Genomic DNA, 23,262 nt, shown 5'->3' on the forward strand with positions numbered 1-23,262 from the left:
CGTACGATCGGGAAGTGGCTGGTCGCAGGCGGGCGTGGGGTGTCGGAGCGTGGGGGCTCGCGCTGCTGCTGCCCCTCGCCGGGTGCGGCGGCGGACCGGTGTCCGACCCGGCCCGGGCCGAGGTGCAGCAGGTGCTCGACCGGCGCGCGGCGGCCCTGCTCGGCCACGACGAGACGGCGTACGGCGCGACGGGCGCCCGCACCGAGTACGCCCGGCTGCGCGCCCTCCCGCTGGCCTCCTGGAGCTACCGGGTCACCGGCCTGCACCGCACCGGCGCCGGCGCCACCGCCGACGCGGACCTGCGCTACCGCGTCGCCGGTTACGACCGGGCCCCCGTCGCGGCCCGCCGTACCCTCACCCTCGGCCGCACCGCCGGCGGCCGCTGGCACGTCACCGCCGACAGGCCCGCCGGGAGGGCCGGACAGCAGCTCTGGGACCAGGGCACGGTGACCGCGGTGCGGGGCGCGCACAGCCTGGTGCTCGGCGCCGGCGGGTCCGCCGCCGGTCTGCGGACGTACGCCCGGCTGGCCGACCGCGCGGTCCCGGCCGTCTCCGGGGCCTGGGGCACCGGCTGGAGCCGCCGGGTCGTCGTGCTGGTCCCGCGGTCCCTGGCGGGGATGGCGGCCCTGCTCGGCTCGCCGGCCGCCACCTACCGGGGCATCGCCGCCGTCACCACGGGCGAGGTGAGCGCGACCCCGGCCGGGTCCGCCGGTGCGGCCCCCGCCGACCGGGTGGTGGTCAACCCGGAGGCGTACGCCGTGCTCGGTGACCTGGGCAAGCAGGTCGTGCTCACCCACGAGACCACCCATGTCGCCACCCGGGCGCAGACCACCGCCGCCACCCCGCTGTGGCTCTCCGAGGGCTACGCCGACTGGATCGGCTACCTGGACACCGGGCGCACCCCGGCCGAGGCCGCCCCGGAACTCGCCCGGGCCGTGGGGAGGGGCGAGCCGCCCGAGGCCCTCCCCGCCGACCGGGACTTCGGCTTCACCAGCGATCCGACCGACCTGGCGCGAGCCTACGAGGGAGGCTGGCTGGCCTGCCGCATGATCGCCGGGCAGTGGGGCACGGCCCGGCTCGACGCCTTCTACCGGGCCGTAGGCGGCCACGGGAAACGGGCGGGCGCGGTCGAGGGGGCGCTGCGGGAGGTCCTCCACACGACACCGCGGGAGTTCACCGCGCGCTGGCGGCAGTACGTCACGGCACAGCTCGGCTGAGCCGGTCCACGGCCTCCCGCGACCACTGCCGCTCGGCCGCCCACTCACCCCCGCGACCCGCGACACGCCCTCCCGGACGGCGGGCCGGGTGTCAGGAGGAGACCGGGGTCTCCTTCGGCCGGGTGGCCGGGGGTGGGAACGGGGCGGTGGCCGCGGACGGTGGGGCGGTCGAGGACCACAGGCGGCGGGCCGCCGTCAGGCCGGCCGCGAGCAGCAGGCCGTCGCGCACCGCCAGCAGCGCGACGCCGTACCAGTCGCTGGCCACCACGTGCGAGAAGCCGAGCGGGAACTCCAGGACCGTCACGAACGACGCGAGGACGACCAGCAGCGCGGGCGCCGTCATGCGGCTGGCCCGGTGCGACAGGCACACGGCGGCCAGACCGACCAGCCACACCAGGTACTGCGGGCTGATCACCCGGCGGCTGGTCACCGTGAACAGCAGCACCGCCGTCAGGGCCGCCTCGGCGAGGACGTGCGCGGGGAGGCGGCCCGCGCGCAGCCGCCACAGCAGCAGCCAGCCGAACGCGGCCACGGTCAGCCCCAGCGCGGCCGTGCTGACCCGGTCCACGTACGGGCCGAGGAACTCGATCGAGCCGTAGTTCAGCAGCACCTGCCCCTGCCAGCCGAAGTGCCGGGCCACGTGGAAGACCAGCGCGCCCAGCGACTCCACCTCGGTGCCCCGCTCCCGCTGGAAGGCCAGGAAGGCGAACGCGCCCGGCACGGACACCGCGAACAGCGCCGCGAGGCCCGCCGCGGTGACCGCCGCCGTCCGCCAGGCCCGCCGCACGGCCCCGGCCAGCAGCAGCACCGGCCACACCTTCAGCAGCGCGCCGAACGCGGCCAGCGCGCCCAGCGCCCGCGGGTGCCGCGTCCCGGCGAGCAGCGCCGCCACGGCCACCGCGGTCACCATCACGTCGTAGCGGGCGTACACCGTGGGGCCGAGCAGCGGCACGCCCGCCACCCACACCCAGGCCCCCCGGGGCGACCGGCCGGGGCGCCCGCCCGCGACGAGCAGCGCGGCCAGCACGGCGGCGTCGGCGAGGCACGCCAGCAGGAAGAAGGCGTGCGCGTAGGACAGGAACGGCAGGACGGCGGGGGAGAGGACGGCGAGGGCGGCGGCGGGCGGGTACTGCCAGGTCACGTCGTCCAGCGGAAACGTTCCGTGGCGCAGCACCTCGTACCAGCCGCGGTAGATCACCGACACGTCCGAGGTGACGTCCGGGCCCGGGAAGGCGTACACCCGGAAGACGAACAGCAGCAGCACCGCGCGGGTGACGCCCCATGTCACGAGCGGCCGGGCCAGGGACCGCCGGACGGCCTTCGTCTCCACGTGAACCCCTGTCGTCCGTCCCCGGCACACGGGCGCGCCGTTCGATTCCGTCTCGGGCGACCATGATGTCCTGCGCACCTGTGCGATGCCACAGACCCGGCCGCGCCCGGCGCCGGACGGGCGATTGGGTAGGGTCGGCGGACGATGCGCAAGACCCTGATCGTCACCAACGACTTCCCGCCCCGCCCGGGCGGGATCCAGGCCTTCCTGCACAACATGGCGCTGCGCCTGGACCCCGACCGGCTCGTCGTGTACGCCTCCACCTGGAAGCACGGCCGTGAGGGCGCCGAGGCCACCGCCGCCTTCGACGCCGAGCAGCCCTTCACCGTCGTCCGCGACCGTACGACGATGCTGCTGCCCACCCCGCGGGTCACCCGGCGGGCGGCCGGGCTGCTGCGGGAGCACGGGTGCACCTCGGTGTGGTTCGGGGCCGCGGCGCCGCTCGGCCTCATGGCGCCCGCGCTCCGCGGGGCCGGCGCCGAGCGGCTCGTGGCCACCACGCACGGACACGAGGCCGGCTGGGCCCAACTGCCCGCCGCCCGGCAGCTACTGCGCCGGATCGGGGAGAGCACCGACACGGTCACCTACCTCGGTGAGTACACCCGCTCCCGGATCGCCACCGCGCTCACCCCGGCGGCGGTCCGGCGGATGGCGCAGCTTCCGCCCGGGGTCGACGAGAAGACCTTCCACCCCGGCTCCGGCGGCGACGAGGTCCGCGCGCGGCTCGGCCTCACCGACCGGCCGGTCGTGGTCTGCGTCTCCCGGCTGGTGCCGCGCAAGGGCCAGGACACCCTCATCCGGGCCCTGCCCCGCGTCCTCGCCGCCGAGCCGGACACCGTGCTGCTCGTCGTCGGCGGCGGCCCCTACGAGCAGGACCTGCGCCGCCTCGCCCACGAGACCGGGGTCGCCGGCTCGGTCCGTTTCACCGGCGCCGTGCCCTGGTCCGAGCTGCCCGCGCACTACGGCGCCGGCGACGTGTTCGCCATGCCGTGCCGCACCCGCCGCGGCGGCCTGGACGTGGAGGGCCTCGGCATCGTCTACCTGGAGGCGTCCGCCACGGGCCTGCCGGTCGTCGCGGGCGACTCGGGCGGCGCGCCGGACGCGGTACTGGAGGGGGAGACGGGCTGGGTCGTCCGGGGCGGCTCGGCCGAGCAGACCGCGGAACGGATCGTCGTCCTGCTCCAGGACCCCGCGCTGCGCCGCCGCATGGGCGAGCGCGGCCGGCGATGGGTGGAGGAGAAGTGGCGCTGGGACCTGCTGGCGGAGAGGCTGAAAGCCCTGCTGTGAACCGCGCGGCCGGCCGGCCGCGACCGCGGTCCTGCTCCCGGTGACCCTGCCCCGCGCGGGAGTCGACGTTCCGTCAGCCGACCGAGCGGCGCGACGGCGCGGGTCCTCACCGAGGACACCGCGCCGTCGGACCTGCTCACTTGGCGTAGATCGCCTCGATCTCGCCGGCGTAGTCCTTCGCCACCAGGTTCCGCTTGAGCTTCAGCGACGGGGTGAGGTGGCCCGACTCCTCCGTGAACTGGTACGGCAGGATGCGGAACTTGCGCACCGACTCCGCCTTCGACACCGCGGCGTTGCCGTCGTCCACGGCCGTCTGGACCGCGGCGATCAGATCCGCGTCCGTACGCAGCGACGCCGCGGTGGAGCCGGCCGGCTTGCCGTGCTCGGCGCACCAGCGGCCCAGGAACTCCTCGTCCAGGGTGACCAGCGCGCCCACGAACGGCCGCCCGTCGCCCACCACCATGCACTCGGCGACCAGCGCGTGCGCCCGGATCCGGTCCTCGATCACGGCCGGGGCCACGTTCTTGCCGCCCGCCGTGACGATGATCTCCTTCTTGCGGCCGGTGATCCGCAGATAGCCGTCCTCGTCGAGGGTGCCGATGTCACCGGTGTGGAACCAGCCGTCCGCCAGCGCCTCCGCGGTCGCGGCCGGGTTGTTCCAGTACTCCTTGAACAGGTGCTCGCCGTGCAGCAGCACCTCGCCGTCGTCCGCGATCCGCACCACCGAGCCGGGCAGCGGCTGCCCGACCGTGCCGATCTTCTGCCGGTCCCACGGGTTGAACGCGGTCGCCGCGCACGACTCGGTCAGGCCGTAGCCCTCCAGCACGGTGAAGCCGATGCCCCGGAAGAAGTGTCCGAGCCGCTCGCCCAGCGGGGCGCCGCCGGAGATGGCGTACTCGCCCCGCCCGCCCAGGACCCCGCGCAGCTTGCTGTAGACCAGCTTGTCGAACACCTTGTGCTTGATCTTCAGGCCCAGGGACGGGCCCGACGGGCTGTCCAGCGCCTTGCTGTAGGCGATCGCGGTGTCGGCGGCCCGGTCGAAGATCGCGCCCTTGCCGTCCGCCTGCGCCTTGGCCCGCGCCGAGTTGTAGACCTTCTCGAAGACCCGCGGGACGCCGAGGATCAGCGTCGGCCGGAACGCGGCCAGCTCGTCCGTGAGGTTCTTGATGTCCGGCACGCAGCCCAGCTTGATCGGCGCCATCATCGGCGCGACCTGCACCAGCCGCCCGAAGACGTGCGCGAGCGGCAGGAAGAGGAGGACGGAGCACTCGCCGGTGCGGAACAGCGGACGCAGCCGCTCCACGACGTTCCCGCACTCGGCGAAGAAGCTGCGGTGGGTGAGGACACAGCCCTTGGGCCGCCCGGTCGTACCGCTCGTGTACACGATGGTCGCCGGGTCGTCGGCCCTGGCCAGCGAGCCGCGCTCCTCGACCGTCCGCTCCGACACGTCCTGGCCGAGCCGCCCCAGCTCCTCCACGCCGCCGGCGTCGATCTGCCAGACGTGCTTCAGCGCGGGCAGCGACTCGCGCACCGATTCGACGGCCGCCGCGTGGCCGTCCAGCTCCACGACACAGGCGGTGGCGCCCGAGTCGGACAGGATCCAGCGCACCTGCTCCGGCGAGCTGGTCTCGTACACCGGCACGGTGACCGCGCCCGCGCTCCAGATCGCGAAGTCCAGCAGCGTCCACTCGTAGCGCGTGCGGGACATCAGGCCCACCCGGTCGCCCGGCTGCACCCCGGCGGCGATGAGCCCCTTGGCGGCGGCGTGCACCTCGGCGAGGAACGTCCGGGCGGTCACGTCCTGCCAGACACCCCCCACCTTGCGGGCGATGACGGCGACGTCGGGATGCTGCGCGGCGTTTCTGCGGACGATGTCGGTCAGATTCCCGTCCGCGGGGACCTCGTACAAAGCCGGAAGGCTGAACTCGCGCAAGACTGCTGCTCCTCATAGGGCGCCGGCGCCACGACGTTGTGCGATGCGACGGTGCGGTCCAAGGCTCGGGCAAGTGCTCGCGGATTCACATGTTGAAATCCTGAGCACGCTGGACTGCCCGGACGTTACCCGCCGGTATGCCGTCTAGGACAGGGGGGCCAGGGCAGATGTTCGCTGCGTCACACACGGGGGCGTTCCTTCGCGCACATTAGTCGACGGCCGCTCCGACCGGCGAGTAACCGCGGGCCCGACCGGCACTGTTCACAGGTGCGGCGCGCCGCCTACGCTTGATCGCCATGGCATCCACACACACCGGCAGCCGGCGGACCCGCGTCCACGTGGTCAGCGACGTCCACGGCAACGCCCGTGACCTGGCCCGGGCCGGCGAGGGTGCCGACGCCCTGATCTGCCTGGGCGACCTCGTCCTCTTCCTCGACTACGCCGACCACTCCCGCGGCATCTTCCCCGACCTGTTCGGCACGGAGAACGCCGACCGCATCGTCGAGCTGCGCACCGCCCGCCGCTTCGAGGAGGCCCGCGCCTTCGGCGCCCGCCTGTGGAGCGGCATCGGCACCGACCGGGCCGCCGCCATCGAACGGGCGGTGCGCAAGCAGTACGCCGAACTCTTCGCCGCGTTCCCGGCCCCCACCTACGCCACCTACGGCAACGTCGACATGCCGGCCCTGTGGCAGGAGTACGCCCGGCCCGGCACCACGGTCCTCGACGGCGACCGCGTCGAGATCGGCGGCCGGACCTTCGGCTTCGTCGGCGGCGGCCTGCGCACCCCGATGCGCACGCCCTACGAGATCGGCGACGAGGAGTACGCGGCGAAGATCGAGGCGGTCGGCGAGGTCGACGTCCTGTGCACCCACATCCCGCCGGAGGTGCCCGAGCTGGTCTACGACACCGTCGCGCGCCGCTTCGAGCGGGGCAGCCGCGCCCTGCTGGCCGCCATCCGCCGCACCCGGCCGCGGTACGCGCTGTTCGGGCACGTGCACCAGCCGCTGGCGCGCCGGATGCGGATCGGCGCCACCGAGTGCGTCAACGTGGGCCACTTCGCCGGTACCGGCACGCCCTGGGCGCTCGAATGGTGAGGCCGCGCAGGCGGGGTGACGGCGGCGGGGCGGTGGCGCGGTAGCCTTCACGCTGCACACACGTGCGCAGTCCGGCGCACACACCCCTCTCCACACGGCCCGCATCCGGAGGAGCCACGACGATGGCGGAACACACCAGTTCGAGCACCACGATCGAGGCGGCCCCGGCCGACGTCATGGCGGTGATCGCCGACTTCGGGCGCTACCCGGACTGGACCGGAGAGGTGAAGGAGGCGGAGGTCCTCGCCGCCGACGGACAGGGCCGCGCCGAACGGGTCCGCCTCGTCATGGACGCCGGCGCCATCAAGGACGACCAGACCCTCGCCTACACCTGGACGGGCGACCACGAGGTCTCCTGGACCCTCGTCAAGTCCCAGATGCTCCGCTCCCTGGACGGCTCCTACCAGCTCAAGCCGGCCGGCGCGGGCGCCACCGAGGTCACCTACCGGCTGACGGTCGACGTGAAGATCCCCATGCTGGGCATGATCAAGCGCAAGGCCGAGAAGGTCATCATCGACCGCGCGCTCGCCGGACTGAAGAAGCGGGTCGAGTCGGGGGACGCGTAGTCACCCCGGCCTCCGCCGCGCGCCCGGCGGTAGCGTTCACCTCCATGCGCACCATCCTGATCACGGGCCCGGGCGGCAGCGGCCGTACGACGATCGCCGCCGCCACCGCGCTCACCGCCGCCCGCGAGGGGCACCGCACCCTCCTGTTGAGTGCCGACCGCACCGACACCCCCGGCACGGCACTGGGCGCCGCGACAGGAACGGACCCCGCCGGGGCCGCCGAGCGCCTCACCGCCTGGCGGCCCGACGCGGCCGCCCGCTTCCGCGAGGACCTCACCGCCTTCCAGACCCGCGCCGCGAGCCTCCTCGACCTCCTCGGCGCCGCCCGCCCGGATGCCGAGGAGATCACCCCGCTGCCCGGCGCCGAGGAGCTGTCCTTGCTGCGCGCCCTGCGCGACGCGGCCCTCTCCGAGCGCCACGACCTCCTCGTCGTCGACCTCCCGCCCCTCCCGCAGTCCCTCGCCCTGCTCGCCCTGCCCGAGGAACTGCGCCGCTACCTGCGCCGCCTGCTGCCGCCCGAGCGGCAGGCCGCCCGCGCCCTGCGCCCGGTCCTCGGCAAGCTGGCCGGCGTCCCCATGCCCGCCGAGTGGCTGTACGAGACGGCGGCCCGCTGGGACGCCGAACTCGCCGCCGTGCAGGCCGTCCTCGCCGACCGGGACACCGCCGTACGCCTGGTCGCCGAACCCGGCCCGGCCGGCGCCGACGCCGTCCGCGCCGCGGGTCTCGGCCTCGCCCTGCGCGGCCTGCGCACCGAGTCCCTGATCGCCAACCGGGTCCTGCCCGAGGCCGGCGGCGACTGGCTCGCCGGGCTCCTCGCCCAGCAGCGCAAGGCCCTCGACGGCTGGCGGGAGCAGCCGTACGACGTCCACCCCGTGCCCCACCTCGGACGCGACCCGCAGGGCTCCGACGACCTGGCGGCCCTCGCCGTACCCGGCGTCAACCCGGCGGCCGCCCCGGTCGAGTGGCCCGTCACCGACCGGACGGCCGAGGACGGCGTGCTGGTCTGGCACCTCCCGCTGCCCGGCGCGATACGGGAGGAGCTGGACCTGGTCCGGCGCGGCGACGAACTCCTGATCACCGCGGGCCCGTTCCGCCGGATCGTGGCGCTGCCGTCCGCCCTGCGCCGCTGCACCGTCGCCGGAGCCGCGCTCCGCGAGGGCGAGCTGCGCATCCGGTTCGCCCCCGATCCCGGCCTGTGGCCCGCCGCCGGACGGTGAACGGGGCACGTCCGTTCGGGTAACGTCGTAAGGGCGAACCGTCGTCAGGAGTCCGCCATGAGCGAAGAGCGCCCCGCACCCGAACCCGACGAGCAGCGGGCGACCGACGCCGACGCCTGGGCCACGGCCTGTGCCGAGGACCTCGCCGCCGAGAAGGCCCGCCGGCACACCGGCCACGGCCCGCCGCCGGGCTCCGCGGCCGAGGAGCTGAGAAAGCTCATGGACACGGTCGCCGACAAGCTGTCCGGCCTGCGCTCACCGCTGCTCGGCACCCTCGCCGGACCCGCCGCGCAGCAGGTGGTGCGGCAGGTCGTCGAGCAGGCGAAGGCCGCCGTCGAACCCGTCGTGGAGCGCAACCCGGACGTGTTCGACCACCTGGCCGCGGCCGGCGGTGAGCTGCTCGCCGCCTACCGCTCCGCCGTGCAGGCCCAGGAGCGCCGCTGGACCGCCGGCCCGGCCGGCCGGCCGGGCCCGTCCGACGGGGACGAGGGCACCGGCCCGGGCGAACGCATCGACCTGGACTGAAGCCCTGCCACCGCAGGGCCTCGGGTACGGTTGGCCGTAGCGGGGCTCGACCGGAACTGAGGGATTCATGGGACTCACCATCGGCGTCGACATCGGCGGCACGAAGATCGCGGCCGGCGTGGTCGACGAGGAAGGCAACATCCTCTCGACCTTCAAGGTGCCGACCCCCACCACGCCCGAGGCCATCGTGGACGCCATCGCCTCGTCGGTGGAGGGTGCGCGCGCCGGGCACGAGATCGTCGGTGTGGGCATCGGCGCGGCCGGATACGTCAACCGGCAGCGCTCCACGGTGTACTTCGCGCCCAACATCGACTGGCGCAACGAGCCGCTCAAGGAGAAGGTCGAGGCCCGTACCGGCCTGCCCGTCGTGGTCGAGAACGACGCCAACGCCGCCGCCTGGGGCGAGTACAGGTTCGGGGCCGGCAAGGGCCACCGCAACGTCATCTGCATCACGCTCGGCACCGGCCTCGGCGGCGGCATCATCATCGGCAACAAGCTGCGCCGCGGCCACTTCGGCGTGGCCGCCGAGTTCGGTCATATCCGGATGGTCCCGGACGGCCTGCTGTGCGGCTGCGGCTCGCAGGGCTGCTGGGAGCAGTACGCCTCCGGCCGCGCCCTGGTCCGCTACGCCAAGCAGCGCGCCAACGCCACGCCCGAGCGTGCCGAGGTGCTGCTGTCGCTCGGCGACGGCACCCCCGACGGCATCGAGGGCAAGCACATCTCCATGGCCGCCCGCCAGGGCGACCCGGTCGCGGTGGACTCCTACCGCGAGCTGGCCCGCTGGGCCGGCGCCGGCCTCGCCGACCTGGCCTCCCTCTTCGACCCCTCCGCCTTCATCGTCGGCGGTGGCCTCTCCGACGAGGGGGACCTGGTCCTCGACCCGATCCGCAAGTCGTACAAGCGCTGGCTGGTCGGCGGCAACTGGCGTCCGGTGGCCGACGTGATCGCGGCCCAGCTCGGCAACAAGGCGGGCATGGTCGGCGCGGCGGACCTGGCCCGTGAGCCCGACCCGATCATTTAGCACCCGCGCCACGGCGCCCGCACCCTCCCGAGGGACGCGGGCGCCGACCCGGCCGAACGGCCCCCATCCCAGCCGGACCCCCGGGCCCCGCCGGCCGGGCTCGCTGCCCGGGCCACACGTGCCCCTCCCGCCCCCGGGCGGCGTAAATTGACGGCATGGCAACTCCGCTGCTTCCCAACTCGCGCACGGAGCCCGATGGTTCCGCGGTCATCCGGGTCCTGAGCTACAACATCAGGTCGATGCGCGACGACACGGACGCGCTCGCCCGTGTCATCACCGCCTGCGCCCCCGACCTGGTCCTCCTGCAGGAGGCCCCCCGCTTCTTCCGCTGGCGCAAGAAGCTCGCCCGGCTCGCCGCGGCCTCCGGCCAGGTCGTCCTGACCGGCGGTGCCACGGCCGCGGGGCCGGCGGTCCTGTGCGCGCTGAGGGCCACGGTGGAGCGCACGGAGGACGTGCTGCTCCCGCTCACCCCCGGCCTGCACCGCCGCGGACTGGCCACGGCGGTGGTCCGGTTCGGCGGCGTCCGTCTCGGTGTGATCAGCTACCACCTCAGCCTGAGTCAGAAGGAGCGCCGGGACCAGGGCGCCCAGCTCCTGGAACACCTCACCGGGCTCGGTGTGGAACACGCCGTCGTGGGCGGCGACCTCAACGAGCGCCCCGACGGCGGTACTTTCCGCCACCTCGCCGCCCGCCTCCAGGACTGCCGTGCCACGGCGCCCTGGGGCGGCGAGTTCACCTCGACCCCCGGCCGATCCCCGGCAGCGCATCGACGCGGTCTTCGCCACCGGAGGCATCGAGGTGCTCGGCTGCGGCGTCCCGCTGGACCAGCCGGGCGTCACGCACGCCCGACCTGACCGCCGCCACCGATCACCTTCCGGTGCTGGCCGCCCTGCGGGTCCCGGCCGCCTGAGGCGGGACCCGCTCCGAGGTCAGACCACGGCCCCGCGCCCGGGGTCGTCCTCGTCGTCGTCCGTCCGCATCCGCGTCACCAGCGTCGCGAAGCCGCCGAGGAAGCCGCCGATGCCGCAGGTCGCCAGCCACCAGGTCATGTCCCAGCCGAGCAGCACCGCCAGCAGGAGCAGCACCGGGCCCCCGACGACACCCAGCCAGGCGAACCTGGAGGTGGTGTCGGCGGCCGGCAGCGGCGGCGGCTCCGGGGGTACGAAGTGGCCCTCGTCGTCCTCGTCGAAGTCGTCGTCGGACGGCTCGGCGGGCGTGTGGTCGCGCGGGCCGACCCCGACCGCGAAGGAGACCGAGCCGCCCAGCGGCCGGGCGGGCCGCCGGCCCGCCGCGTCGTCGCCCTCGCCGTCCTCGGCGGTGTCCGTACCGCTGTCCGGACCCGTGTCCTTCGCGGTGTCCGCCGCGGTGTCCGCCCCGGCGTTCTTCTCCAGCAGCGCGAGGTCCTCCACCGCCTTGAAGGGCCGGGCGCCGGGCGGGTCCGGCGGCTCCTTGCCGTACCCGGCGACGATGGCCCGCCAGGCGGCGTCCTCGTCGAAGGGCACCCCCTGCTCGTCCGGCTCCCGGTCCTCCCGGCCGGAGTCCTGCTCAGCCAACTGTGGCCGTCCCTTCCTTGCCGACACTGGGTGCGAGCCGGCCGACGAAGGCGAGGCTCTCCTCGAAGATCCGGTCCGCGTCCAGGTCCAACGTCGCCACGTGGTAACTGTGTTCCAGCACACTCTCCGTCACGTCCGTGGACGACACCCGGCTCAGCACCCGGGCCGCGTCGGCCGCCGGCACGACATGGTCCCGGGCGCTGCGCAGCAGCAGCAACGGCTGGGTGACCTGCGGCAGCTCGCCGTCCAGCCGGCGCAGGAACTCCCGCAGCGAGTGCGCCGCGTGCAGCGGCACCCGGTCGTACCCCAGCTCGGCCGCGCCCTCCTTCGAGATGTCGCTGGCGATGCCCCTCGTCGTCCGCACGAGGTGCCGGGCCACCGGAAGGGCGTACGCGGACAGGCCGTGCACCTTGTTCGCGGGGTTGACGACCACCACGCCCGTGACCCGCTCGCCGTGCCGCGCGGCGAGCCTGAGGGCCAGCGCCCCGCCCATCGACAGACCCGCGACGAACACCCGGGAACAGCGCTCGGTGAGGACGCGCAGCTCGCGGTCCACCTCCGCGTACCAGTCCTGCCAGCCCGTGAGCTGCATGTCCTCCCAACGCGTGCCGTGGCCGGGCAGCAGTGGAAGGGACACGGTCAGGCCGTGGGCCGCGTGGTGCTCCGCCCACGGGCGCAGCGACTGGGGCGAGCCGGTGAAGCCGTGGCAGAGGAGAACCCCCACCTCCCCGCCCTGGTGGCGGTACGGCTCGGCTCCGGGGAGAACTGGCATGTGCTTCACCGTACGCGACCGCACTGACACCGACCAGGGTCGTCGGGCCCATTGACGGTCCTCCGGGTTATGGTCTGTTCGACGGAAACGGGAGGCACACGGGTGTTGTACGGCACGATGAAGGTCGCCATCGGAGGGCCGCTCAAGGTCGCCTTCAGGCCCTGGGTGGAAGGCATGGAGAACATCCCGGCCGAGGGTCCCGCCATCCTGGCCAGCAACCATCTGTCCTTCTCGGACTCCTTCTTCCTGCCGGCCGTGCTGGACCGCAAGGTCACCTTCATCGCCAAGGCCGAGTACTTCACCACCCCCGGCGTGAAGGGCCGCCTCACCGCGGCCTTCTTCAAGGGCGTGGGCCAGCTCCCGGTGGACCGCTCCGGGTCGCGCGGCGCCGGCGAGGCGGCGATCAGGAGCGGCATGGAGGTCCTGGAGCGCGGCGAGCTGTTCGGCATCTATCCGGAGGGCACCCGTTCGCCCGACGGGCGGCTGTACCGGGGCAAGCCCGGCGGCCTCGCGCGCGTGGCGCTCGCCACGGGTGCGCCGGTCATCCCGGTCGCCATGATCGACACGGAGAAGATCCAGCCGCCCGGCAAGGTCGTGCCGAAGCTGATGCGGCCCGGCATCCGCATCGGCAGGCCCATGGACTTCAGCCGCTACCAGGGCATGGAACACGACCGGTTCGTGCTGCGCGCGCTGACCGACGAGGTCATGTACGAGATCATGAAGCTCTCCGGCCAGGAGTACGTCGACATGTACGCCACCGCCGCCAAACGGCAGCTCGCGGAGGCGGCGAAGGCGGCCAGGGAAGCGGAGAAGGCCGCGGCGGCGGAGAAGGCAGAGAAGGCCGAGAAGGCCGAGAAGGCCGAGCAGTAACCGGGCGGCTGCTGGACGGGGGGTCCGGGAGCCGGGGACATCGGGGGGGGACCGGGGGAGATGCCCGAGCGCGAGCGCGTCGTACGGATGTCGGTCGAGCTGCCGCTGTGGCGCGCGCTCGCCGGCTACCGCGTCCTGACCGCCCTGTACGCGATCGGCCTGTGCGCCACCGCGTACGACCGGTTCGTCCGGCCCTGGATCGCCGTCGGCTACTACGCCGTCCTGGTGGTGTGGACCCTCGCCACCCTGCCCAGGGTGGCGAACGCGGCGAGCTGCACCCGGCGCTTCCTGGCCGCCGACCTGGCCGTCGCCCTCACCGGCATCCTGCTCACCCCGCTCGCCGACAGCCACGAGCGGATCGCGGGCGGCGGACCCACCCTGCCGTCGATATGGACGGCCGGCGCGGTGCTGGCCTTCGCCATCAAGGGCGGCTGGCGCTGGGCGGCCGTCGCCTCCACGGCCGTGGCCGCCGCCAACCTGGCCGAGCGCGGCCACCCCGCCCGGGACACCGTGCACAACGTGATCCTCGTCTGGGTCGCGTCCATCGCGATCGGCTACGTCGTGGAGGTGGCCCGCGCCTCCGAACGCACCCTCGCCCGCGCCCTGGAGATCGAGGCCGCGACCCGGGAGCGGGAGCGGCTGGCCCGGGACATCCACGACGGCGTGCTCCAGGTGCTGGCGATGGTGAAGCGGCGCGGCACGGCCCTCGGCGGCGAGGCGGCCGAGCTGGGCCGGCTGGCCGGGGAGCAGGAGGTGGCGCTGCGCACGCTGGTGTCGGGCGGTCTGGTGCCGGTGTCGCGGGACGCGGCGGCCGGAGCCGTCGTACCCCCCGTCGAGGTGGGGGACCACGACGGCCCCGACGGACCGGCCGGCCCGGTCGACCTGCGCTGCCTGCTCGCCCCGTACGCCGGCGCCCGGGTCGCCCTGGCCGAGCCCGGCGCCCCCGTGTCGTTGCCGCCGGCCGTGGCCCGGGAGGTGGCCGCCGCCGTCGGGGCCGCCCTGGACAACGTGCGCCGGCACGCCGGGGAGGAGGCGCGGGCCTGGATCCTGGTGGAGGACGAGCCGGGCGAGGTCGTCGTCACCGTCCGGGACGACGGCCCCGGCATCCCCGCCGGCCGGCTCGCCCAGGCCGAGGGCGAGGGGCGGCTCGGGGTGGCCCTGTCGATCCGGGGCCGGCTGCGCGACCTCGGCGGCGGCGCCGACGTCGTCTCGGTCCCGGGGCAGGGCACGGAAGTCGAACTCAAGGTACCCAAGGGCGCCGTACGGGCGCGGGGGAAGAAGGCGGATCAGTGATGACGGAGCAGCGGGGCCCGATCAGGGTCATGGTGGTGGACGACCACCCGATGTGGCGGGACGCGGTCGCCCGGGACCTGGCCGAGGCCGGCATGGAGGTGGTCGCCACCGCCGGCGACGGCGAGCAGGCGGTCCGCCGCGCCAGGGCTGCCGCTCCCGACGTCCTGGTCCTGGACCTCAACCTGCCCGCCAAGCCCGGTGTCCAGGTGTGCAGGGAACTGGTCGCCCACAACCCGGCGTTGCGGGTCCTCGTCCTCTCCGCCAGCGGCGAGCACGCGGACGTGCTGGAGGCCGTGAAGTCCGGCGCGACCGGCTACCTGCTGAAGTCCGCCTCCACGGAGGAACTGCTGGACGCGGTGCGCCGTACCGCCGCCGGCGACCCGGTGTTCACGCCCGGCCTCGCCGGTCTGGTCCTCGGTGAGTACCGGCGCCTGGCCGCCGAGCCCGCACCCGCCCCGGACGCCGGAGAGCCGGGCGCGCCGCGGCTGACGGACCGGGAGACGGAGGTGCTGCGGCTGGTGGCGAAGGGCCTGAGCTACAAGCAGATCGCCGAACGCCTCGTCATCTCCCACCGCACGGTGCAGAACCACGTCCAGAACACCCTGGGCAAGCTCCAACTGCACAACCGGGTGGAGCTGGTGCGGTACGCGATCGAGCGGGGACTCGACGACGCGTAGCGCGCGCCGGGTCATGCCCCGGAATCACCCGTCCCGCCCCTCCCGTGTGACCTGACTCACCATTAGCGTGACCGGTCGTCAGGCAACCGCGAGAAGGGACTTCCCCATGCGGGTCGGAGTACTGACCGGAGGCGGCGACTGCCCCGGGCTCAACGCCGTCATCCGGGGCATCGTCCGCAAGGGCGTGCAGGAGTACGGCTATGACTTCGTCGGCTTCCGGGACGGCTGGCGCGGCCCCCTCGAAGGCGCCACCGTCCCCCTCGGCATTCCCGCGGTGCGCGGCATCCTGCCCCGCGGCGGCACCATCCTCGGCTCGTCGCGGACCAATCCCCTGGAGGCGGCGGACGGCATCCGCCGGATCAGGGACAACCTGGCCAAGCTGGACGTCCAGGCCCTCGTCGTGATCGGCGGCGAGGACACCCTGGGCGTCGCCGCGCGGCTGTCCGACGCGTACGGGGTGCCCTGCGTCGGGGTGCCCAAGACGATAGACAACGACCTGTCCGCCACCGACTACACCTTCGGTTTCGACACCGCCGTCAACATCGCCACCGAGGCCATCGACCGGCTGCACACCACCGCCGAGTCCCACATGCGGGTCCTGGTGGTGGAGGTGATGGGCCGGCACGCCGGCTGGATCGCCCTGCACTCGGGCCTGGCCGGCGGCGCCAACGTCATCCTCATCCCCGAGCAGCGCTTCGACATCGAGCAGGTCTGCGACTGGGTGACCTCCCGCTTCCGGGCGTCGTACGCGCCGATCGTGGTCGTCGCCGAGGGCGCCGTGCCCAGGGACGGCGCCATGGTGCTCAAGGACGGGTCGACGGACTCCTTCGGGCACGTCCGGCTGTCCGGGGTGGGCGAGTGGCTGGCCAAGGAGATCGAGCGCCGTACCGGCAAGGAGGCCCGCACCACGGTCCTCGGGCACGTCCAGCGCGGCGGCACCCCCAGCGCCTTCGACCGCTGGCTCGCCACCCGCTTCGGGCTGCACGCCGTCGACTGCGTCCGCGACGGCGACTTCGGCACGATGGTCGCCCTGCGCGCCACCGAGATCGTCCGTGTCCCCCTCGCCGAGGCGACGGCCAGGCTGAAGACGGTGGACCCGGCGCTGTACCGGGAGGCCGGCGTGTTCTTCGGCTGAGACCCGGCCGGGTCCGGGGATCGCGTACGGCCCCCGGACCCGCCCGGCCTACGCCGTCCTGCTCGCCCCGCGCAGCCGGTCGAGCAGCTCGTGGACGACCGCCGCGCCGTTCAGGGTGAGGACCGACTCCGGGTGGAACTGCACCCCGGCGAACCCGGGCCCCCGCAGCGCGTGCACCTCGCCGTTCGCCGCCCGGCTCACCTCGACGCCGCGAGCGGCCAGCGCGCTCGCCGTCCCGTCGTCGCAGCGGGCGGCGAAGCTGTTGTAGAAGCCGACGGTCTCCGCCCGCCCGAACAGGTCGATCACCGTCTGCGCCCCCTGGTGGGGCACCTCCTTGCGGACGAGGTCCAGGCCCAGCTCGGCCGCGATCAGCTCATGGCCCAGGCAGACGCCCAGCACCCCGTGCCGGCGCTCCCGCAGCAGGTCGGCGGCGAGCGCCCGCAGGAACCGCATCTTCGGGTCGGCCGCGTCGCGGGGGTCACCCGGACCGGGCCCGAGCACCACCACCGGTCCCCCGTGCGCGAGCACGGCCGCCCGCAGCCCGGGCTCGTCGTAGCGCCGTACGGTCACCCCGAGGCCGCCCGAGCGCAGCACGTGCGCCAGCATCGCGGTGAACGTGTCCTCGCCGTCGACCACGAGGGCGTGCCCGGTGGGCTCCGGGGCGCGGTCCCGCATCCGCAGCCAGAACGGGGCGAGCGCGGCCCGCCGCCCGTCCAGCGCGGACCGCACCCGCGGGTCGTCGGCGAGCCGGGGCCGCCCGCGCTCCGTGCGCGGCGGGCCCGGCCGGACGCCGAGGGCGGCCAGCACGCCCGCCGCCTTGGCGTGGGTCTCGGCGACCTCGCCGGCCGGGTCCGAGCCGCGCACCAGCGTCGCCCCGACCGGGACGCGCACCCGGCCGTCGGCACCGATGTCGGCGGTGCGGATCAGGATGGGGGAGTCGAGGGTCTGGGCGCCCCCGGCATCCCGGCCGAGCAGCGCCAGCGCACCGGCGTAGTACCCGCGGCCCGTGCCGTCCGGCCCGACGGGCTCGTACCGCTCGATCACCCGGCACGCGTTCTGCACCGGCGATCCGGTGACGGTCGCCGCGAACATGGTCTCCCGCAGCACCTCCCGCACGTCCAGGGACGACCTGCCGCGCAGCTCGTACTCGGTGTGCGCCAGGTGCGCCATCTCCTTCAGCCGCGGCCCGACGACGACCCCGCCCATGTCGCCGACGGTGCACATCATCTTCAGTTCCTCGTCGACGACCATCGACAGCTCCTCGGTCTCCTTGCCGTCGGCGAGGAAGGAGAGCAGGTGCTCCGGCGTCGGGCCCCCGGCGGGATAGCGGTAGGTCCCGCTGATCGGGTTCATCACGACCGTCCCCCCGGACATCCGGACGTGCACCTCCGGGCTGGCGCCGACCAGCGTCCGCCCGCCCGCCTCCGCCCCGGTGTGCACCACGAACGTCCAGTACGCGCCGCGTTCGCCCGCCAGCAGCCGCCGGAACAGCGCGAGCGCGTCCGCGCGGCCGAAGCCGGGGACGCGGCCCTCGTACGTGCGCCGGATCACGAAGTTCGCGCCCTCGCCCCGGCCGATCTCCTCGCGCAGCACGCGGCCGACGATCCGCGCGTACTCCTCGTCGGCCACGTCGAAGCCGCCGTCCTCGACCCGCACGTCGTGCGCGGGGAGCTGCGCGAGGACCTCGTCCAGGGGCAGCGTGTGCGTCTCCTCGGGGGTGAGCACGAGCAGCGGGGTGCCGTCGTCGCGGACGTCGAAGCCGCGCTCGCGGATCTGGCGGAACGGGACGAGGGCGAGCCCCTCGTCGGGCAGGTCGGCGAGCCGCTCGCGGCGGGTCACCGGCCCGAGCAGCACCTCCACCGTCCCCTCGTCGTGGCCGGGGGTGCGGCGGCGCAGCAGGGCGAAGGGGCGGGGGTCGCGGAGCAGGTCCTTCAGGTGCACGGGTCGCATTCCTTCTCGATCGTGTGACGGAGAGGAACGGTCCCGGGAACGCCGAAGGCCGCCCCTCGGGCGGCCTTCGCGAAGTGTGGGTACGCGCGATCAGCGGGCCGCCGGAGAAGCGGTCCACCACCAGTTCTGGATCGACGGCGCGAACATGCGAAAAACCCTACCTCACCCCCGCGGTGTCCACGGGGTAATCTCCGCGTCTCATTCTTCGGGCCAGGGCGAAATCATTCGACATGACCCCGTAGTGTTTGTGGGGTGACCGTGAACGCTAAGACCAGCCCGAGCGCTGGCAACACCTGGCGAGACCTGCCCGCGGCGCAGCAGCCCGAGTACCCCGACGCCGAGGCCCTGCGCGCAGCGATCGCGGACCTCGAGTCGTATCCGCCGCTCGTCTTCGCGGGCGAGTGCGACCAGCTGCGCGCCCGGATGGCGGCCGTCGCCAAGGGAGAGGCGTTCCTCCTCCAGGGCGGCGACTGCGCCGAGGCCTTCGACGGGGTGTCGGCCGACCACATCCGCAACAAGCTGAAGACGCTGCTCCAGATGGGTGCCGTCCTCACCTACGCGGCCTCCGTCCCGGTGGTGAAGGTCGGCCGCATCGCGGGTCAGTACTCCAAGCCCCGTTCCAAGCCCACCGAGACCCGCGACGGCGTCACCCTGCCGGTGTACCGGGGCGACTCCGTCAACGGCTTCGACTTCACCCCCGAGTCCCGTATCCCGGACCCCGAGCGGCTGAAGCGCATGTACAACGCCTCGGCCTCCACGCTGAACCTGGTCCGCGCCTTCACCACCGGCGGTTACGCCGACCTGCGCCAGGTGCACGCCTGGAACCAGGACTTCGTGCGGACCTCGCCGTCGGGCCAGCGCTACGAGCAGCTCGCGCGGGAGATCGACAACGCGCTGAACTTCATGCGGGCCTGCGGCACGGACCCGGAGGAGTTCAAGACCGTCGAGTTCTTCTCCTCGCACGAGGCGCTGCTGCTGGACTACGAGTCCGCCCTGACCCGGGTCGACTCCCGCACCGGCAAGCTGTACGACGTCTCCGCGCACATGGTGTGGATCGGTGAGCGCACCCGGCAGATGGACGGCGCGCACATCGAGTTCGCCTCGCAGATCCGCAACCCCATCGGCATCAAGCTCGGCCCGACCACCACGGCCGAGGAGGCGCTGCGGTACATCGACCGCCTCGACCCCGAGCGGGAGCCGGGCCGGCTGACCTTCATCGTCCGCATGGGCGCCGACAAGATCCGCGACCGGCTCCCGGAGCTGGTGGAGAAGGTCACGGCGTCCGGTGCGACGGTGGCCTGGGTGACCGACCCGATGCACGGCAACACCTTCGAGGCGGCCTCCGGGCACAAGACCCGTCGCTTCGACGACGTGCTCGACGAGGTCAAGGGCTTCTTCGAGGTCCACAAGGCGCTCGGCACCCACCCGGGCGGCATCCACGTGGAGCTGACCGGCGACGACGTCACCGAGTGCGTGGGCGGCGGCGACGAGATCTTCGTCGACGACCTGCACCAGCGCTACGAGACGGCCTGCGATCCGCGGCTCAACCGCAGCCAGTCGCTGGACCTGGCGTTCCTCGTCGCCGAGATGTACCGGGACCAGTGACCGGGGAGCACTGACCGGGGCGCACCGGCCTTGTGGGGCGCGGATCACATGCGATCCGCGCCCCTCGCACTGTCGCGGGTCCCGCGACATGGGTTAGGTTAGGGTTGCCTCACCGGGAACGGGGTGGCAGAGGACAGCGACCCCGTCGGGAGGTGAACCGCGTGTACGTGTGCAGCTGCTTCGGCATCACCGAGGCCCAGGTCGAGCGACACGCGCAGAACGGCGCCTGCACCCCGCGTCAGGTCGCCTCCGCCTGCAAGGCGGGCACCGACTGCGGTTCCTGCGTCCGCCGTATCCAGGCCATCCTCGGCCGGGGTGCCTGCCCGCGCCCCCAGCCGGCCGACCGGGGTCGCCCGGCCCTCCCCGAGATCGCGGACGCGGCGTAGCCCCGACGCGGCTCAGCTCTCCGGCTGCTCGATCACCTGGGCGATGTAGAGCGCCTCACCGAGCTTCTCCAGCAGTTCGAGCTGGGTGTCCAGGTAATCGATGTGGTGCTCCTCGTCGGCGAGGATGTCCTCGAAGATGTTCGCGGACGTGATGTCACCCTTTTCGCGCATCACCCTGATGCCCCGCCTGAGGCGGTCGATCGCCTCCGCCTCGACCTGCCGGTCGGCCTCGAACATCTCCCGGACCGTCTGCCCCACGCGGACGTGGAACAGCCGCTGGTAGTTGGGCAGCCCCTCCAGGAACAGGATCCGGTCGGTGAGCACCTCGGCGTGCTTCATCTCGTCGAACGACTCGTGCCGCGTGTACTTGGCGAGCTTCGTCCAGCCGAAGTTCTCCTGCATCTTCGCGTGCAGGAAGTACTGGTTGATGGCGGTCAGCTCGCCGGTGAGCTGCTCGTTGAGGAACTCGATGACCTCGGGGTCGCCCTGCATCGCAGCGGCTCCTTCCACACGGGGGACGGGGGAGGTGTGCGGCGGCATGATTGCACCGGCGACGAAGATCGTCCAGTAAGTGCGTACTTAGTGAGTATGCACCGGAGTGTTGGCAATTGTTGGGTTCGCGCGTACGTGGTCAAGGGCATCGCCCGAGGTCTGTCAGGATGGATACATGGGTCATCCGGTGGAGCGAGAGTCTGGGGCAGGGGCAGGGTCCGAGCTTCCGCCGGGTCAGCGGCTCCAGCGCGGCTGGCCGGTCACGCACTACGGGCCGGTGCCCAAGTTCCGGCCCGAGCGCTGGGAGTTCGGGATCTTCGGCGCCACCGCCGACGGCGGCAAGCGCACCTGGGACCACGAGGAGTTCACGGCGCTGCCGTACACCACCGTGGTCGCCGACCTGCACTGCGTGACGAAGTTCAGCATGACCGGCGCGGAGTGGGGCGGCGTCCCGGCCCGCACGATCCTGGACCTCGCGCCGCCGGCGCCGGACGTCACCCATGTGATGGTCTGGGCGGAGTACGGCTTCAGCTCGAACCTGCGCCTCGCGGACTTCGCCTCCGACCGCACGATCTTCGCCACCCACAAGGACGGTGAGCTGCTCACCGCCGAGCACGGCTTCCCGGTCCGCCTGATCGTGCCGCACCTGTACGCCTGGAAGGGGCCCAAGTGGGTCCGGGGCGTGGAGTACATGACGGCCGACCGCCGCGGCTTCTGGGAGGAGCGCGGCTACCACAACATCGGGGACCCCTGGAAGGAGCAGCGTTACTCCTACCAGGAGGAACCCGGCGACGGCCCCGAACTGTGACGCCCGCCCCCCAGTGGGTCAGTGGTGGTACCGGTGCACCACCGCGTGCCCCTTGCCCCGCCCGATCGTCCACTTGTTGACCGGCGTGGTCACCAGGAAGGCGAGGGCGAGCGAGACCGCGAGCGAGATCCAGAACAGCGGATCGCCGAGCGCCGCGTCCATCGCGGACGGCCAGAGCACGATCACGCCGTTGTCGATCAGCTCCATCACGGCGATGGAGAGGGTGTCGGCGGCCAGTGCCACCCGGACGGCCGTACGGAGGTCCAGCCCGGCGCGCAGGACCCCGCGCAGGGTGAGCGAGTAGCCGAAGGCGAAGGCCAGGACGATCGCCAGCAGCGTGGTCGGCAGGTTGCCCCAGCCGAACGCGGTGCCCACGACCATGCCGAGCACCTCGCCGATCGCGCAGCCGGTCAGGCAGTGCAGCGTGGCCCGGACGGCCGTCGGCCAGGTCGCCGTGGTGCCGCTGTCCCCGTGGTGCTGGTGGTGTCCGCCGTGCGCGCCGTGCTGGTGGTGCTCGTGTGCGTGGCCGGTGTGGGTCCGGTCCATGGTTTCCCCCAAGCCGAGTGGCGGTTCCTGTCCTCCAGAGGAACCAGATACCCCCTGGGGGTATTCCTGGGCGCGGTCAGGAATCCCGGAGCCTCTTCAGCCGCTCCACGTCCGCCGCGTGGCCCTCGCGGTCGCCCGGCGTCTCGATGACCAGCGGGACGCCCGCCGTGGCCGGATGGGTCATCAGGGCGCGGAACGGATCCTCGCCGATGTGGCCGGCACCGATGTTCTCGTGCCGGTCCTTGTGCGCGCCCGCCACGTCCTTGGAGTCGTTGGCGTGGATCAGCTTCAGCCGGCCCTCGCCGACCGTGTCCACCAGCAGGTCCAGGGTGCGGTGCATGCCGTCCGGCCCGGTCAGGTCGTGCCCGGCGGCGAAGATGTGGCAGGTGTCCAGGCACACGCCCAGCTTCGGATGCGCGTCCAGCGCCTCGAAGTACGGCCCGAAGTCCCAGGTCCGCGAGCACAGCGAGGAGCCCTGTCCGGCGGTCGACTCCAGCAGCAGGAACGGGTCGTCGTCATGGGTCAGCTCGTCCAGCAGCGGCAGCAGATGCTCCCGCACCTGCTTCAGCGCCACCTCCCGCGCCCGCCCGCCGGTCGCGCTCCCGGTGTGCACGACCACGCCCAGCGCGCCGATCTCCCGCCCGCGCCGCAGCGAGTGCCGCAGCGACTCCACCGACCGCTCCACGGTCGCCTCGGTGTGCGAGCCGAAGTTGATCAGATAGGGGGCGTGGACGTACGCCGGGAGCGACTCCTCGGCGCACGCCGCGCGGAACGCCTCGTCCTGCCGCGGGTTCCCGGCGGGCGTGGCCCAGCCGCGCGGGTTGGCGACGAAGACCTGCACGGTCTCGGCCCTCAGCTCACGGGCGTACGACAGGCCCACGGAGTGCAGGCCGCCGGCCACGGGCACATGGCTGCCGACCGGGTTGCGGGGGAGGAGGGAGGACGGATCGGGACTCACCCGTTCAGGGTGTCATGCCCGGCCCGG

General features: G+C 73.5%; 23 protein-coding genes and 1 pseudogene. 15 read left to right on the plus strand and 9 right to left on the minus strand.

Features of this window, described 5'->3' with window-relative positions:
• The first annotated feature begins 14 nt into the window (after nt 1-14).
• Nucleotides 15-1,217 (plus strand): hypothetical protein, encoded by a 1,203-nt coding sequence (locus tag D9753_RS26025; protein WP_121789198.1) that lies wholly within the window; start codon nt 15-17, stop codon nt 1,215-1,217.
• Between the two features lie 91 nt (nt 1,218-1,308).
• Here D9753_RS26025 and D9753_RS26030 read toward each other — a convergent pair whose 3' ends face one another.
• On the minus strand, nt 1,309-2,547 hold the full coding sequence (locus D9753_RS26030; protein WP_121789199.1) for a glycosyltransferase 87 family protein: 1,239 nt from the start codon (nt 2,545-2,547) through the stop codon (nt 1,309-1,311).
• A gap of 144 nt (nt 2,548-2,691) precedes the next feature.
• Here D9753_RS26030 and D9753_RS26035 point away from each other — a divergent pair, with 144 nt between their 5' ends.
• A complete protein-coding gene (locus D9753_RS26035; RefSeq protein WP_121789200.1) occupies nt 2,692-3,834 on the plus strand; it encodes a glycosyltransferase family 4 protein in 1,143 nt (380 codons plus the stop codon).
• A gap of 136 nt (nt 3,835-3,970) precedes the next feature.
• On the opposite strand, the gene D9753_RS26040 is transcribed toward D9753_RS26035, so the two are convergent.
• A complete protein-coding gene (locus D9753_RS26040) occupies nt 3,971-5,767 on the minus strand; it encodes an AMP-dependent synthetase/ligase (protein WP_121789201.1) in 1,797 nt (598 codons plus the stop codon).
• Between the two features lie 296 nt (nt 5,768-6,063).
• Between D9753_RS26040 and D9753_RS26045 the strand changes: the two genes are divergently transcribed.
• From D9753_RS26045 to D9753_RS26070, 6 genes and pseudogenes are all read left to right on the plus strand, one after another.
• Nucleotides 6,064-6,861, plus strand: a complete 798-nt coding sequence (locus tag D9753_RS26045; RefSeq protein ID WP_121789202.1) for a metallophosphoesterase family protein — start codon at nt 6,064-6,066, stop codon at nt 6,859-6,861.
• Nucleotides 6,862-6,983: 122 nt separating this feature from the next.
• The gene (locus D9753_RS26050; RefSeq protein ID WP_121789203.1) at nt 6,984-7,427 is read left to right on the plus strand and encodes an SRPBCC family protein; all 444 of its coding nucleotides are present in this window, start codon (nt 6,984-6,986) and stop codon (nt 7,425-7,427) included.
• A gap of 44 nt (nt 7,428-7,471) precedes the next feature.
• On the plus strand, nt 7,472-8,644 hold the full coding sequence (locus D9753_RS26055; RefSeq protein WP_121789204.1) for an ArsA family ATPase: 1,173 nt from the start codon (nt 7,472-7,474) through the stop codon (nt 8,642-8,644).
• Between the two features lie 57 nt (nt 8,645-8,701).
• Nucleotides 8,702-9,169 (plus strand): DUF5304 domain-containing protein, encoded by a 468-nt coding sequence (locus D9753_RS26060; protein WP_121789205.1) that lies wholly within the window; start codon nt 8,702-8,704, stop codon nt 9,167-9,169.
• Between the two features lie 67 nt (nt 9,170-9,236).
• Nucleotides 9,237-10,190, plus strand: coding sequence for an ROK family glucokinase (locus tag D9753_RS26065; RefSeq protein WP_121789206.1), 954 nt, complete (start codon nt 9,237-9,239; stop codon nt 10,188-10,190).
• A gap of 155 nt (nt 10,191-10,345) precedes the next feature.
• Nucleotides 10,346-11,100, plus strand: a pseudogene (locus D9753_RS26070) (endonuclease/exonuclease/phosphatase family protein).
• A 19-nt stretch (nt 11,101-11,119) separates the two neighbouring features.
• Here the strand turns inward: D9753_RS26070 and D9753_RS26075 are convergent.
• Nucleotides 11,120-11,743, minus strand: coding sequence for a hypothetical protein (locus tag D9753_RS26075; RefSeq protein ID WP_205614265.1), 624 nt, complete (start codon nt 11,741-11,743; stop codon nt 11,120-11,122).
• Nucleotides 11,736-12,515 (minus strand): alpha/beta hydrolase, encoded by a 780-nt coding sequence (locus D9753_RS26080; protein WP_121791292.1) that lies wholly within the window; start codon nt 12,513-12,515, stop codon nt 11,736-11,738. Before D9753_RS26080 ends, D9753_RS26075 begins: the two co-directional genes overlap by 8 nt.
• Nucleotides 12,516-12,632: 117 nt before the next feature.
• Between D9753_RS26080 and D9753_RS26085 the strand changes: the two genes are divergently transcribed.
• From D9753_RS26085 to D9753_RS26100, 4 genes are all read left to right on the plus strand, one after another.
• Complete coding sequence (locus D9753_RS26085; RefSeq protein WP_121791293.1) at nt 12,633-13,385, plus strand: lysophospholipid acyltransferase family protein; 753 nt, start codon at nt 12,633-12,635, stop codon at nt 13,383-13,385.
• Between the two features lie 60 nt (nt 13,386-13,445).
• Nucleotides 13,446-14,678 carry a MacS family sensor histidine kinase gene (macS, locus tag D9753_RS26090; RefSeq protein WP_121789208.1) on the plus strand — a complete coding sequence of 411 codons (1,233 nt, stop codon included), beginning with the start codon at nt 13,446-13,448 and terminating at the stop codon, nt 14,676-14,678.
• Nucleotides 14,678-15,355 (plus strand): response regulator, encoded by a 678-nt coding sequence (locus D9753_RS26095; protein WP_121789209.1) that lies wholly within the window; start codon nt 14,678-14,680, stop codon nt 15,353-15,355. Before macS ends, D9753_RS26095 begins: the two co-directional genes overlap by 1 nt.
• A gap of 106 nt (nt 15,356-15,461) precedes the next feature.
• Entirely contained in the window at nt 15,462-16,490 is a 1,029-nt protein-coding gene (locus D9753_RS26100) for a 6-phosphofructokinase (RefSeq protein ID WP_121789210.1), read from the plus strand.
• A 48-nt stretch (nt 16,491-16,538) separates the two neighbouring features.
• Here the strand turns inward: D9753_RS26100 and D9753_RS26105 are convergent, their stop codons facing one another.
• Both D9753_RS26105 and D9753_RS39430 read right to left on the minus strand, forming a co-directional pair.
• On the minus strand, nt 16,539-18,431 hold the full coding sequence (locus tag D9753_RS26105; RefSeq protein ID WP_163010792.1) for an anthranilate synthase family protein: 1,893 nt from the start codon (nt 18,429-18,431) through the stop codon (nt 16,539-16,541).
• A 99-nt stretch (nt 18,432-18,530) separates the two neighbouring features.
• Nucleotides 18,531-18,587, minus strand: a complete 57-nt coding sequence (locus D9753_RS39430; RefSeq protein WP_121791294.1) for a trp operon leader peptide — start codon at nt 18,585-18,587, stop codon at nt 18,531-18,533.
• A gap of 105 nt (nt 18,588-18,692) precedes the next feature.
• Here D9753_RS39430 and D9753_RS26115 point away from each other — a divergent pair, with 105 nt between their 5' ends.
• Nucleotides 18,693-20,045: a class II 3-deoxy-7-phosphoheptulonate synthase gene (locus tag D9753_RS26115; protein ID WP_121789212.1), complete on the plus strand. Its 1,353-nt coding sequence runs from the start codon at nt 18,693-18,695 to the stop codon at nt 20,043-20,045.
• A gap of 152 nt (nt 20,046-20,197) precedes the next feature.
• On the plus strand, nt 20,198-20,431 hold the full coding sequence (locus tag D9753_RS26120) for a (2Fe-2S)-binding protein (RefSeq protein WP_121789213.1): 234 nt from the start codon (nt 20,198-20,200) through the stop codon (nt 20,429-20,431).
• Nucleotides 20,432-20,443: 12 nt separating this feature from the next.
• On the opposite strand, the gene bfr is transcribed toward D9753_RS26120, so the two are convergent.
• On the minus strand, nt 20,444-20,923 hold the full coding sequence (gene bfr / locus D9753_RS26125; RefSeq protein ID WP_121789214.1) for a bacterioferritin: 480 nt from the start codon (nt 20,921-20,923) through the stop codon (nt 20,444-20,446).
• 175 nt (nt 20,924-21,098) lie between these two features.
• On the opposite strand from bfr, the gene D9753_RS26130 reads away from it, so the two are divergent.
• Nucleotides 21,099-21,731: a sulfite oxidase-like oxidoreductase gene (locus D9753_RS26130; RefSeq protein ID WP_121789215.1), complete on the plus strand. Its 633-nt coding sequence runs from the start codon at nt 21,099-21,101 to the stop codon at nt 21,729-21,731.
• A gap of 18 nt (nt 21,732-21,749) precedes the next feature.
• Here D9753_RS26130 and D9753_RS26135 read toward each other — a convergent pair whose 3' ends face one another.
• On the minus strand, nt 21,750-22,277 hold the full coding sequence (locus D9753_RS26135) for a DUF4396 domain-containing protein (RefSeq protein WP_121789216.1): 528 nt from the start codon (nt 22,275-22,277) through the stop codon (nt 21,750-21,752).
• Nucleotides 22,278-22,353: 76 nt separating this feature from the next.
• Nucleotides 22,354-23,235, minus strand: a complete 882-nt coding sequence (locus D9753_RS26140; protein ID WP_121789217.1) for a deoxyribonuclease IV — start codon at nt 23,233-23,235, stop codon at nt 22,354-22,356.
• Nucleotides 23,236-23,262: the final 27 nt, after the last annotated feature.

It is taken from the genome of Streptomyces dangxiongensis (assembly GCF_003675325.1).
Taxonomy (GTDB): domain Bacteria; phylum Actinomycetota; class Actinomycetes; order Streptomycetales; family Streptomycetaceae; genus Streptomyces; species Streptomyces dangxiongensis.